This is a genomic window from Kitasatospora sp. NPDC101176, assembly GCF_044768035.1.
GTDB lineage: Bacteria > Actinomycetota > Actinomycetes > Streptomycetales > Streptomycetaceae > Kitasatospora.
The window spans coordinates 35,148-47,026 of the sequence record NZ_JBIWPA010000034.1 but is presented as its reverse complement, the minus strand read 5'-3'; the positions used below and the strand labels follow the sequence as shown (position 1 = coordinate 47,026).

The 11,879-nt window shown below is 74.0% G+C and carries 10 protein-coding genes and 1 tRNA gene; 2 read left to right on the top strand and 9 right to left on the bottom strand.

The window, feature by feature from the left end:
* Positions 1-38: 38 nt before the first annotated feature.
* Entirely contained in the window at positions 39-458 is a 420-nt protein-coding gene (locus ACIRS1_RS32320; RefSeq protein ID WP_402845702.1) for a response regulator, read from the bottom strand.
* 199 nt (positions 459-657) lie between these two features.
* Between ACIRS1_RS32320 and ACIRS1_RS32315 the strand changes: the two genes are divergently transcribed.
* Positions 658-729, top strand: a tRNA-Arg gene (locus tag ACIRS1_RS32315).
* Between the two features lie 131 nt (positions 730-860).
* Here the strand turns inward: ACIRS1_RS32315 and ACIRS1_RS32310 are convergent.
* From ACIRS1_RS32310 to ACIRS1_RS32295, 4 genes are all read right to left on the bottom strand, one after another.
* The gene (locus ACIRS1_RS32310; protein WP_402845687.1) at positions 861-1,913 is read right to left on the bottom strand and encodes a trypsin-like serine protease; all 1,053 of its coding nucleotides are present in this window, start codon (positions 1,911-1,913) and stop codon (positions 861-863) included.
* 104 nt (positions 1,914-2,017) lie between these two features.
* Positions 2,018-2,926, bottom strand: coding sequence for a carbohydrate kinase family protein (locus ACIRS1_RS32305; protein ID WP_402845686.1), 909 nt, complete (start codon positions 2,924-2,926; stop codon positions 2,018-2,020).
* 79 nt (positions 2,927-3,005) lie between these two features.
* Positions 3,006-4,592 (bottom strand): MFS transporter, encoded by a 1,587-nt coding sequence (locus ACIRS1_RS32300; RefSeq protein WP_387902273.1) that lies wholly within the window; start codon positions 4,590-4,592, stop codon positions 3,006-3,008.
* A gap of 194 nt (positions 4,593-4,786) precedes the next feature.
* Positions 4,787-6,493: a DUF885 domain-containing protein gene (locus tag ACIRS1_RS32295; RefSeq protein WP_360204545.1), complete on the bottom strand. Its 1,707-nt coding sequence runs from the start codon at positions 6,491-6,493 to the stop codon at positions 4,787-4,789.
* A gap of 163 nt (positions 6,494-6,656) precedes the next feature.
* Between ACIRS1_RS32295 and ACIRS1_RS32290 the strand changes: the two genes are divergently transcribed.
* Positions 6,657-7,412 (top strand): TetR/AcrR family transcriptional regulator, encoded by a 756-nt coding sequence (locus tag ACIRS1_RS32290; protein ID WP_402845685.1) that lies wholly within the window; start codon positions 6,657-6,659, stop codon positions 7,410-7,412.
* Between the two features lie 244 nt (positions 7,413-7,656).
* Here the strand turns inward: ACIRS1_RS32290 and ACIRS1_RS32285 are convergent, their stop codons facing one another.
* From ACIRS1_RS32285 to ACIRS1_RS32270, 4 genes are all read right to left on the bottom strand, one after another.
* A complete protein-coding gene (locus ACIRS1_RS32285) occupies positions 7,657-8,508 on the bottom strand; it encodes a fumarylacetoacetate hydrolase family protein (RefSeq protein WP_402845684.1) in 852 nt (283 codons plus the stop codon).
* A gap of 206 nt (positions 8,509-8,714) precedes the next feature.
* Positions 8,715-9,935 (bottom strand): serine/threonine-protein kinase, encoded by a 1,221-nt coding sequence (locus ACIRS1_RS32280; protein ID WP_360204536.1) that lies wholly within the window; start codon positions 9,933-9,935, stop codon positions 8,715-8,717.
* Positions 9,936-10,019: 84 nt separating this feature from the next.
* On the bottom strand, positions 10,020-11,006 hold the full coding sequence (locus ACIRS1_RS32275) for an ABC transporter substrate-binding protein (RefSeq protein ID WP_402845683.1): 987 nt from the start codon (positions 11,004-11,006) through the stop codon (positions 10,020-10,022).
* Positions 11,007-11,096: 90 nt separating this feature from the next.
* The gene (locus ACIRS1_RS32270) at positions 11,097-11,849 is read right to left on the bottom strand and encodes an amino acid ABC transporter ATP-binding protein (protein ID WP_360204858.1); all 753 of its coding nucleotides are present in this window, start codon (positions 11,847-11,849) and stop codon (positions 11,097-11,099) included.
* Positions 11,850-11,879 lie beyond the last annotated feature (30 nt).

Sequence of the window (11,879 nt, the reverse complement as noted above, 5' to 3'; positions counted from 1 at the left end):
ACCGGTTGAGACGCCGTCGCGCCGTCCGGGCCGGGGTGTCAGCCGCGATCGGTGCGCTCTGTTCGCTCAGGGCGAAACTCGCTCGGCCGGCCGCCGAGCTCCATCAACCGCCGCACCAGCGCGACCAGGTCGGCCGGGTCGAAGGGCTTGCCGAGGTAGCCGTCCACGCCGACCGCCTCGCCCAGGTCGAGGTCCGCCGGGGTGCAGGCGCTCACGATAGCGATCGGCAGTCCGCTGGTCGCCGGGGCCGCCCGCAGCCGGGCCGCCGTCCGCAGGCCGTCCAGCCGCGGCATCATCACGTCCAGGGTCACCACGTCCGGCTTCACCCGGCGGACGACCTCCAGGCACTCGGCGCCGTCGGCGGCGGTCACCACCTCGAAGCCCTCGAGCTCCAGGTTGACCCTGATCAGCTGGCGGATCACCTCGCTGTCGTCCACCACGAGGACCCGCCCGGACACTCCCGACACCTCACCGAGGGTATCGGCGCCCCCGCCGCCCCGTCCGGCCTTTGGGCACTTCCACCGCCCCCGGCACCCCTCCCCCTCGGCTCCTCCGCACCGCCCGCGACGGCTCCCCGGGAAACCCGTGCACGGAGCACGCCCGGAGCCTGGTAGTGTTCTTCACGTCGGAGGCGCCAGCGCCGAGGACACCAGCCAGGCCCCCGTAGCTCAGGGGATAGAGCACCGCCCTCCGGAGGCGGGTGCGTAGGTTCGAATCCTACCGGGGGCACTTCGCAGGAAGTGCAACTGAGGCCCAGATCAGTGGAGTTGATCCACGGATCTGGGCCTTCGTCATGTCCGGCCCCGGGTGGGGCCGGACGCGCCGGACGCGCCGGGCGGCCAGGCGCGGGGCCGGGCCGGTCAGGAGGCCGCGGCGGCCTCGGCCTCGGCGTAGAGCGCGGCGATGGTGTGGTCGAAGTAGGCGCTGTAGGAGACGTCGTCGGAGTCGCCGCCCTGCTGGAAGCCGCCGATGGCACCGACCACGTCACCCGTCGCGACGTCGATCCACGGGCCGCCGCTGGTGCCCGCCGGGTAGGCCGGGCAGGAGACGACGCGCTGGTAGGTGCTCTGCTTGCCGGTGCTGTTGGTGCAGAGGCTGGGCGTCTCCGCGTCGCCGGGGTACCCGTACAGGTGGACGGTGGCGCCGAACGGCTCGTCGGTGCCGAGGTGGTTGCCGCCGACCACGTCCTCGACGTTCCGGCCGTTGCTGGGGGCGGTCTCCAGGATCGCGAAGTCCTCGTCCTGGTCGCCCTTCCCGGACCAGCCGGAGGTGGTGTGGACGGCGGTGACCCGCCAGCTGCCGAACGGGGCGGAGCCGTCGCGGTAGCCCGGGACGAAGGTGACGCCGTCGGCGCTGTTGAGGCAGTGCGCGGCGGTCAGCAGCAGGTTGCCGGTGGGGCTGTGCAGGACGCTGGCGGTGCAGAAGTGGTTTCCGGCCGCGATGCCGCCGCTGAACAGGGCGCCGACGGTGGCGGCCTCCGGGTCCGTGGACGCGGCGACCGCGGTGGTGCCGAGGACGGCGGTGCGGGTGCTCGCCTTCGCACCGGCGGACGCCGTCGGCGTCCCGGCGGGCGCCGCGTCCTCGCTCGGGGAGTCGGTCGGGGTCTCGCTCGCGGTCCCGGTCGGCGCCGGCTCCGGGGACTCGGCGGGGCTCGCGGCCGGGCTCCCGGTCGGGCCCTGGGCCGGGTCGGTGCCGTCGGTCGGCGCCGCGGCGTCGAGCGCTCCGGGCGAGGCGGTGGCCTCCGCGACGGCGGCCCGGGGGCTGCGGGCCGCCTTCCCCGCGGCGGTCGCGTCGGACAGGCTCAGCCCGTGCGTGCCGGTCACCACGGCGGCCACCACCACCGCCGAGAGCGCGGTGAACAGGGTCGGGGCCAGCAGGCGGTGGCGCTTCGTGTGGCGGCGGTGCTGAGCCATGCCCGTGTCTCCTACCGGTGTCGGTGGCGGTGTACCGGTCAACGACTATGACGCCTCCGCCTCGAAACGTCGTTACCGGTGTCTGGGAGCAGGATGAGAATCCGTCACCCCTCGCCCAACAGGCGCTCCAGGTCCGCGGGTCCGAGGAACGCGCTGTGCGTCCCGGCCCGGGTACAGGCGAAGGCGCCGGCGGCCGTGCCGACCCGGGCGCAGTCCAGCGGTCCGAGGCCCCGGAACCAGGCGGCGAGGAAGCCCGCGACGAAGGCGTCGCCGGCGCCGTTGGTGTCCACCACCGGGCGGCCCGGGTCGACGGCCGGCAGGTGGTGCACCGCGCTCCCGCCCCGGGTGAGCTGGTAGCAGCCGTCGGCGCCCGCGGTGGCGGTGACGACGGTGGCGCGGCCTTCGGCGAGGATCCGGCGCATCACCTCCTCGTGGCGGCCGCGGCAGCCGGCCGTGGAGAGGAACACCAGGTCGGAGCCGAGCGCGTAGTCGAGGTGGTGCGGGTCGGCGCCGTCCCAGTCGTGCAGGTCGGTGGAGGTGGTGCGGCCGAGCCGGTGCAGGTCGGCGTACATGTCCCGGTTGACGCCGGTGATGGAGAGGTGGACGTGCCGGCTGCGCTCCGCGTAGGGGAGGTAGAACGCGCGCGGCAGCCGCAGGTCGGCGGGGTGGCGGCCGTCGTAGAAGGAGAACCGGCGGCCGGCGGCGTCGACCAGGTTGACCCCGCGCGGGGTGCCGTGCGGGCTCACCAGGTGGGCGAGGTGCAGGCCGTGGCGCTCGTGGGCGGCGCGGACCAGGTCGCCCTGCGGGTCGTCGCCGAGGAAGTCGAGGAGGGCGGTGCGCAGGCCGAGGTGGTGGGCGCCGAGGGCGACGCCGTTGCCGGTGTGGCCGAGATGGTCGTGGACCGGTCCGACGGACAGGGAGTCGCCGGGCGGGACCTCCAGGCGCTCCACCCGGACGATGGTGTCCACGCCGGCCCCGCCGACGACGAGCAGGTCGAACTCGGGCAGCGCCACGGCGCCTCCTTGATCCCTGGGCAGTGGCCAGGAGTCAAGCAGGCGCCGGAGGTCGACTGCAAGACCTTGCTGAAGGGTTTCAGGTGGCCCGTTGGCGTTCCGTCGGGGCGGTCGCCCCGGCGCCGGCGGCGGGGCCGGACTGCGCGTCCGCGGAGCGCGCGGCGGCGGCCGGTTCCTCGGCGGGCCGCGACGCCCCGCCCTCGACGGCGGTGGCCTCACCGGGCGCCGGCCGGTGGTCGATCATCAGGAAGGCGACCAGCGCGGCCAGCAGCAGGATGCCCATCGCCACCCAGGTGGCGACCACGTACCCGTGCACCGCGCCCTGGGCCTGGACCGCCGGGTCGGAGGCGATCCGGGTCGCGAGGAAGCTCGCGGTGGCACTGGCCGCGATGGTGTTCAGCAGCGCCGTACCGAAGGAACCGCCCACCTGCTGGGCCGAGTTGATCGTGGCCGAGGCCGCTCCGGCCTCGTTCGGGGCGACCCCGAGGGTGGCCAGGCTCATCGACGGCATGAAGACCAGGCCCATGCCGAAGCCCAGCAGCAGCTCGGCGGGCAGCACCATGCCGGCCCACGGGCTGTCCACCTTCATCTGGGTCAGCCAGGCCATGCCGGCCCCGGCGAGCAGCAGGCCGGGCCCGATCAGGTTCCGGGACGGCACCCTGGTCATCAGCCGGGCCGCGATGCCCGTCGAACTGATCACGATGGCGGCCGTCATCGGCAGGAAGGAGAGGCCGGACACGATCGGCGAGAAGTGCTTGATGGCCTGCAGGTAGTAGGTCAGGAACAGGAACAGGCCGAACATGCCGACCATCGCCAGGCCCACCGAGAGCGCGCCACCGCCGCGGTTGCGGTCGGCGACGATGTGGATCGGCAGCAGCGGGTGCGCGCTGCGCCGCTCGACCAGGACGAACGCCGCGAGCAGCAGCACGCCCAGGACCAGCGAGCCGAGCACCAGGGCGTCGCCCCAGCCGCGGGTCACGGCCTCGGAGGTGCCGAAGACGATCGCCAGCAGGCCGCCGCAGCCGAGCAGGGCGCCCGGGAGGTCGAGTCGGATCCGGTTCCCCTTGGCGACGTGGTCGCGCTGGAGCACGGAGAACGCGGCGAAGGCGGTGGCGATGGCGATCGGGGTGTTGACGAACAGGCACCAGCGCCAGTTCAGGTACTCGGTGAGCAGGCCGCCGGCGATGAAGCCGATCGCGGCGCCGCCACCGGCGATCGCACCGAAGATGCCGAAGGCCGTGCTGCGTTCCTTCGGGTCGGAGAAGGTCGTGGAGAGCAGCCCCAGCGCGGAGGGGGCGAGCAGGGCGCCGAACGCGCCCTGGAGGGCGCGGGCGCCGAAGAGCATGGCCGGGTCGGCCGCGGCGCCGCCGAGGGCGGAGGCCAGGGCGAAGCCCAGCAGGCCGATGGTGAAGACGCGCTTTCGGCCGAAGAGGTCGCCCAGCCGGCCGCCGAGGAGCAGCAGGCCGCCGAAGGCGAGCGTGTAGGCGGTGATCACCCATTGCCGGTCGGCGTCGGATATGCCCAGGTCCCGCTGGGCCGACGGCAGTGCGATGTTCACGATGGTGATGTCGAGGACGATCATGAGCTGGGCGATGGCGATGACCGCCAGGGCCCACCAACGGCGGCTGTCCGCGTTCTCATGACCGGTGGCAGGTTGCGCAGACACTGGTCGAGCCTTCCGGAGGGGACGGAGAGGTCACGCAGTCGCCTTCCAGCCAAACTCCCGGGCGGGCGATTGGCAAGGAAAAACCTCACCAAATCGACATTTTCGGGACGAAAGGACTAGGGCCCCGGGTCTCGCGGACGAGACCCGGGGCCCTACGGTCCTGCAGCACGGGCGGTCCCGGCGCACGGACGGTCCTAGAGCGCGGAGAGCTCCTCGACCAGGTCGTCCAGGCCGAGCGAGCCCTGCGAGAGCGCCGCCATGTGCCAGGCCTTGAGGTCGAACTCCTCGCCGCGGGCCTCGTGCGCCGCCCGTGCCGCCGCCCGGCCGCGCAGCCAGGCGCGCTCGCCCAGCTTGTAGCCGATCGCCTGGCCGGGCATGCCCAGGTAGCGGACCAGCTCGCTGTCCAGGTAGTCCGGGGTGAGGCCGCAGTAGAGGCCGAAGAACTCGCGGGCGGCCTCCGGGCTGACCCGCTCGCCCGGCTTGTACGGGGAGTCCGCGGGGAAGTCCATGTCCGCGTGCATGCCGATGTCGACGATGACCCGCAGCGCCCGCATCATCTGGGCGTTGAGGTAGCCGAGGCGGTGCCCCGGGTCGGTGAGGTAGCCGAGCTCGTCCATCAGGCGCTCGGCGTAGAGCGCCCAGCCCTCCAGGTTGGCGCTCACCCCGCCGATGCTGACCTGGTAGGTGGAGAGCCGGTCGGCGACGTAGTTCCACTGCGCGAGCTGCAGGTGGTGGCCCGGGACGCCCTCGTGGTACCAGGTGGAGACGAGGTCCCAGACCGGGAAGCGCTCCCGGCCGAGCGACGGCAGCCAGGTCCGGCCCGGGCGGGTGAAGTCCAGCGAGGGCGCCGTGTAGTACGGGGCGGCCGCGCTGCCGGGCGGGGCGATCCGCGACTCGACGCGCGTGACCGGCTCGGCCAGGTCGAAGTGGGTGCCCTGGAGGTCCCGGATCACCTGGTCCATCAGGCCCTGCAGGTACAGCCGGGTCGCCTCGGCGCCCTCGACGACCGGGCCCTCGACCTCCAGCCACTTCATCGCGGCCATCGGGCCCTCGCCGGGGAGCACCTTCTCGGCCTCCGCCTCCATCTGCGCGGCGAGGTCGTGGAACTCGCTCCAGGCCCAGGCGTAGGCCTCGTCCAGGTCCAGGTCGGCGCCGGTCCACAGGCGGACGAGGCGGCGGTAGCGCTCCCGGCCGGTGGTGTCGGGGGTGTCGGCGGCCGCGGGTCCGTAGACGTCGCGCATCCAATCGCGCAGCTCGGCGAGCGCCTCGGCGGCGGCCACCGCGGGCCCGGTCAGCTCGGCGCGCACGCCCTCCGGCGCGTCCTGGACGAACTCGCCGAACCAGCCGCCGGGCACGTCCCCGGCCAGCCACTCGCCGAACTGCCCGACCACGGTGGAGACCTGGCGGGGGCCGGAGAGCAGGCCGCTCGCGATGCCGGCGGCCAGGGTCTCCCGGTACTGCGCGAACGCCACCGGCACGCGGGCCAGCCGGCGGCCGACCACCCGCCACTCGTCCTCGGTGCCGGTGGCCATCAGGGTGAAGACGTCGCGGAGCTCGTGCACCGGCGAGCCCAGGTTGCGCACCGCGCGGAGGTGCTCGCCCGCCTCGTGGACGGCGAGCTCGGCGGTCAGCCGCTCGCGCAGCAGTCGGGCGCAGCGGCGCTCGGCCTCGTCCTCGGCGGCCCCGGCCCGCTCCGCCCCGTCGAGGGCGGCCAGGGTGCGGCGGGCGAGGTCGGCGATCGCCTCGGCACCGGCGGGCGAAAGGTCGGGGAGGCGGTCGTCCTCGGGGTTGAGTCCCAGGTAGACCGCGGCGAGCGGGTTGAGTTCGGCCAGGGCGTGGACGTAACCGTCGGCGATCCGGCGCGGGGTGGTGCCGTCGGAGGTGATCAGTTCTTCAACCATTCGGACATCATTTCGTGGCACGGGGGGATTGCAAGCCCTTGACCGAGATCGGTGACATGCACCGGTCGAATGTTCGTCACAGGCCGCCCGGTCAAACGCGCGTTCGGCGAACCGCCGCGCGCGACAGGATCCGATCGGGTCGACGCCCATTACGCTGACCGCCATGGAAGCCCGCCCCACCACGGCAACCGGCCCGCTGCCCGAACCGGCCGCACCCGACCCGCGCCCGCGGCGCGCCGGCTACCGGCGGCTGCCGGTCCAGCAGCGGCGCGACCAGCTGATCGCGGTCGCCCTGGAACTGTTCGCCGTCCGGCCGCCCGAGGAGGTGAGCCTGGACGACGTCGCCGAGGCCGCCGGGGCCTCCCGCCCGCTGGTCTACCGCTACTTCGCCGGCGGCAAGCAGCAGCTGTACGAGGCGGCCCTGCGCACCGCCGCCGACGAGCTGACCAGCCGCTTCGCCGTCCCGCTGGCCGGAACGCCGTCCGAGCAGCTGGCAGCCGTCCTGGACGGCTACTTCGCCTTCGTGGCCGAGCACGACGCCGGCTACTCGGCGTTGCTGCGCGGCGGTTCGGTGGTGGAGACGGCCCGCACCTCGGCCATCGTGGACGACGTCCGGCGGGCCGCGCTGAAGCGGACCCTGCGGCACCTGGGGGTACGGGAGGCCGGGCCGCGACTGACGCTGCTGGTGCGCTCCTGGATCGCGGTGGTCGAGGGCGCGTCGCTGAGCTGGCTGGACGAGGGGCGCGCACTGCCGGTCACCGAGCTGCGCGACTGGTTGGTGGACCAGTTCACGGCGATGGCGGCGGCGACGGCGCTGCACGATCCGCAGACCGCGGGGGTGCTGGCCACGCTGCTGGCGCTGGAGGGGCCGCGGGCGGAGCGGGCGGACCGGCTGCGCGAGGTGCTGGCGGCGCGGTAGCGCGGGAGTGCCGCCGGGGCCTGCGGGTGCGTTCCGCAGGGGCCTGCGACGACGTGCTGCCGGGGGCCTGCGACCGGCGTGCTGCCGGGGCCCCGCGGGTGCGCGGGTGCCGGACGGACGGCGTGGCCGGCCTCGGGCGGCGCGGGCCCTCCCGACCCCCGTGCCCGGGGTCGGGGCGGCCGGAACGCCGCGGTGGTCGGCGGGCGGGCGGCCGGGGAACGGCCGGGGGCGCCCGTCGGGCGGCTCAGGCCTTGCCGAACACCTGGCGCTGGCGGCCGAGACCGTCGATCTCGATCTCGACGATGTCGCCCGCGGTCAGGAACGGCGTCCCCGGGTGGCCCAGGGTGACGCCGGCCGGAGTGCCCGTGACGATCACGTCGCCCGGCTCCAGCACCATGAACTGGCTCGCGTAGCGGACCAGTTCGAGCACCGGGAAGATCATCTTCGCGGTGTTGCCGTCCTGCCGCAGCTCGCCGTTGACCCAGAGCCGCAGCGGCAGCTGCTGCGGGTCGGCGACCTCGTCCGCGGTGACCAGCCAGGGCCCCAGCGGCGTGAAGGTCTCCGCCGACTTGCCCTTGTCCCACTGGCCGCCGCGCTCGAACTGGAAGGCCCGCTCGGTCACGTCGTTGGCGATCGCGTAACCGGCGATCACCGCCGCCGCCTCCTCGTGACCGCCCAGGTAGCGGGCGGTCCGGCCGATCACGACGGCCAGCTCGGCCTCGTAGTCGGTCTTCTCGCCGCCGCGCGGCACCAGCACCTCGTCGTACGGGCCGACCACCGTGTAGCTCGGCTTGAGGAAGATCACCGGCTCGTCCGGTGCCACGGCCCCGGCCTCGGCGGCGTGGTCGCGGTAGTTGAGCCCGATGCCGACCACCTTGCCCGGGCGGGCGACCGGCGCGCCCACCCGCAGGCCGGCGAGGTCCACCCGGGGCAGCAGCCCCGCGGCCACCTCGCGCGCCAGCGCGGCGGCGTCCAGCCCGGCCAGGAAGGCCCCGTCGATGTCCCGGGCGCGCCCGGAGAGGTCGTACCCGGTGCCGTCCTGGCCCAGCACGACCGGGCGCTCGGCGCCCGGGGGTCCGACACGGAGGAGCTTCATCGATCCGTCACCAGCCTTTCGTCGCAGCTCACCGGGGGCGGCAGACACCGCACCCGAGTCTGGCAACGAGGTATATCAACGCCGACGGCCGTGGAACCAGACCGTCCCGGTGGGCGGATTCCTATCAATTCGCACAGCCCCAGGACGCCCCGAATCGGCGAGCCGTACGGTTGACAGCCCCCGGCCGGGGCGGCGGCCCGCCCGCCTCAGCCGTGCTGCGGCCCGCCTCCGAGCAGGCCGGCCAGACTCAGCGCCCGCGGCTCGCCCGGACCGGACCGGGTGACCACCCGGTGCCAGCGGTCGAGGTCGCGCAGCACGTCGGCCCGCGCGCCGGGCTCGGCGGCCAGCGCCGTGACCAGCTCCCGCAGCAGGGCGACGGCGGCACCCGGACTGCCGTCCTCGGCCAGCCAGAGGGCCAGGTCGTGGCAGGTGCGCAGGGTGCGCGGGTCACCCGGACCGCAGATCCGGGCGAGATCGGGGACGAGCGCGGTCAGCATCCCGACGGCCTCCCCGGGGGCGCCCTGCGCGCCGCACTGCCAGGCCCGGTCCGCCCGGCGGCGCAGCTGCTCCGGGCTCGGGTCGTCCGGGCGCAGCACCCCGGGGCGGATCCGGCGCAGCCGCTCCAGCACCTCGGCGGCGGTGGCGGGCCGGTCCTCCGGGCGCTTGGCGAGCAGCCGGGCGATCAGGTCGGCCAGCGCCGGGTCGGCGGTGCGCACCCGGGGCGGGACCTCCTCCAGGTGCTTGTACATGTACTCGGCGGCCGAGGCGGCGCGGAACGGCCGGCGCCCGACGCAGAGCTGGTAGAGCATGACGCCGAGCGCGTAGAGGTCGGCCCGGCCGTCCACGGTGGCGCCGGACCAGCACTCGGGCGCCAGGTAGGGGACGGTGCCGACGACGTTCCCGGTGGAGGTGAGCACGGCGGACTGGGAGAGCAGCCGGGCGATGCCGAAGTCCAGCACCTTGGCCTTGCCGCCCTCGTCGATCATCACGTTCTCGGGCTTGATGTCGCGGTGCACGACCCCGCAGCTGTGCGCGGCGTCCAGCGCCTTGCAGACCTGGCGCATCCACTTGAGCGCGGCCTCCTGCTCGGGCAGGCCGTCCTTGAGGATGTCGGACAGGGCCCGGCCGCGGACCAGCTCCAGGACCAGGTAGTGGGTCTCCCCGGATCCGGCCGCGACCCGGCCGTAGTCGTGCACGGTGACGATGTGCGGGTTGGAGAGGCCGCCGGCCGTCCGGGCCTCGCGGACGAACCGGCTCACCGCCTCCCGGTCGGTGGCGTGCTCCTCCAGCAGCACCTTGACCGCGACCGCGCGGTCGAGCCGCAGATCGGTCGCCCGCCAGACCACGCCGAACCCGCCCCGGCCCAGCCCCGCCTCCAGCCGGTAGCGGCTGTCGAGCACCTCCCCCTCGCGCATGGCCTCCCCCAACTCCAGCTCCTCCGGACGGCGTTCGCCGTCGGCGGGGTCACCTTAGCGGCGGGGGGAGGCCGGCGGGTGAACGGGTTCGGGGCATCAGGGCTTGGGCTTGGGCAGGCCGGGCGGGTTGACCTCGGAGGTCGGCACGGCCTCGTTGTCCAGGCCCCAGCGCTTGAGCACCTGGGCGTACGTCCCGTTCCCGATCACCTCGTTGAGCGCCCCGTTCAACGCCTTGACCAGCCCGTTGTCCTTCCGGGTGGTCGCCGCGATCTTGCCGAGCACGTCGGCGCCGCCGCCCGAGTAGGTGCCGACCACCTCGGTCTCGCCGGTCTGCACGGCGTGGAACGACAGGCTGGGGTTGGGGCCGACGTAGGCGTCGATCCGGCCGGAGGAGAGCGCCAGGTAGAACTCGGTGCCCTGGAAGTACTTGATGTCGATCGGCTTGAGACCGTTGCGGACGTTCTCCTCGCTCCAGGAGATCAGCAGCTTCTCCTGGTTGGTGCCGGAGGCGACGCCCACCGACCGGCCGGCCAGGTCCTTGGCGCCGGCGACCTTGAGGCCGCTGCCCTTCCGGGCCTCGAAGCCGAGCACGTCCAGCCGGTAGGTCGCGAAGTCGTACTTCTCCTTGCGGGCCTCGGTGACGGTGATGTTGGAGATGCCGACGTCGTACTTGCCGCTGTCCAGGCCGACGAAGATGTTCTCCCAGGAGACCGGGTTGAACTCGACCTTGAGGCCGAGCACGTCGCCGATCAGCGAGGCGACGTCGGGCTCGACGCCGATGATCGTCCTGTCGTCGTTCGCGTAGAAGTCCAGCGGCGGCGTGGTGCCGATGGCGTCCACGACGGTCAGTGTGCCCCGCTTCCTGATCTCCTCCGGAACGAGCGCCGCGACGGCGTCGACCTTGGGCGTGGTCACCCGCTTCTGGTCGGCCGTCAGGTTGACCACGGCGCCGTTCGGCGCGGTGCTGCCCTTGGCCGGGGCGAGCTCCGCCGAGGCCCCGGTGGCACCGCTGCCGCAGGCGGCGAGGGCGAGGGCGGCGGTGACGGCGCCGGCGGCCACCAGGGCGCGACGGGGTAGGGACATGGCGGAACTCCTGCTCGTGAAGGGGTCGTTCGGCGGTTCGCGGGGTGGTTCGAGGGGTCGGCGGTGCGGGAGGTCCGCCGCCCGGGGGATTCAGAGGACCTTGGCGAGGAAGGCCCTGGTGCGCTCGTGCCGGGGGTGGTCCAGGACCTCGGCCGGCGGGCCCTGCTCGACCACCACGCCGCCGTCCATGAAGACCACGGTGTCGGCGACCTCGCGGGCGAAGCCGATCTCGTGGGTGACCACGATCATGGTGGTGCCGGTGCGGGCGAGGTCCTTGATGACGTCCAGCACCTCGCCGACCAGCTCCGGGTCCAGCGCCGAGGTGGGCTCGTCGAACAGCAGCACCTTCGGCTCCAGCGCCAGCGCCCGGGCGATCGCCACCCGCTGCTGCTGGCCGCCGGACAGCTGCCGGGGGTAGGCGGCGGCCTTGTCGGCCAGCCCGACCCGCTCCAGCAGCGCCAGCGCCGACGCCCTGGCCTCGGCCCGGGGCCGGCGCAGCGCGGCGATCGGCGCCTCGACCAGGTTCTCCAGCACGGTGAGGTGCGGGAACAGGTTGAAGTTCTGGAACACGAAGCCGATGCCGGTGCGCTGGCGCAGCACCTCGCGCTCCCTGAGCTCGTGCAGCCGGTCGCCGACCCGGCGGTAGCCGATCAGCTCGCCGTCGATGGAGACGTGGCCGCCGTCCAGCCGTTCCAGGTGGTTGATCGCGCGCAGCAGGGTGGACTTGCCGGAGCCGGACGGGCCTAGCACCACCGTCACCGAGCCGGCCGGGACGTCCAGGTCGACCCCGCGCAGCACCTCCAGCTGCCCGAAGCTCTTGCGCAGGCCGCGGACCCGCACCACCGGTGCGGCCGCCGGGTCGGGCCCGGCGGG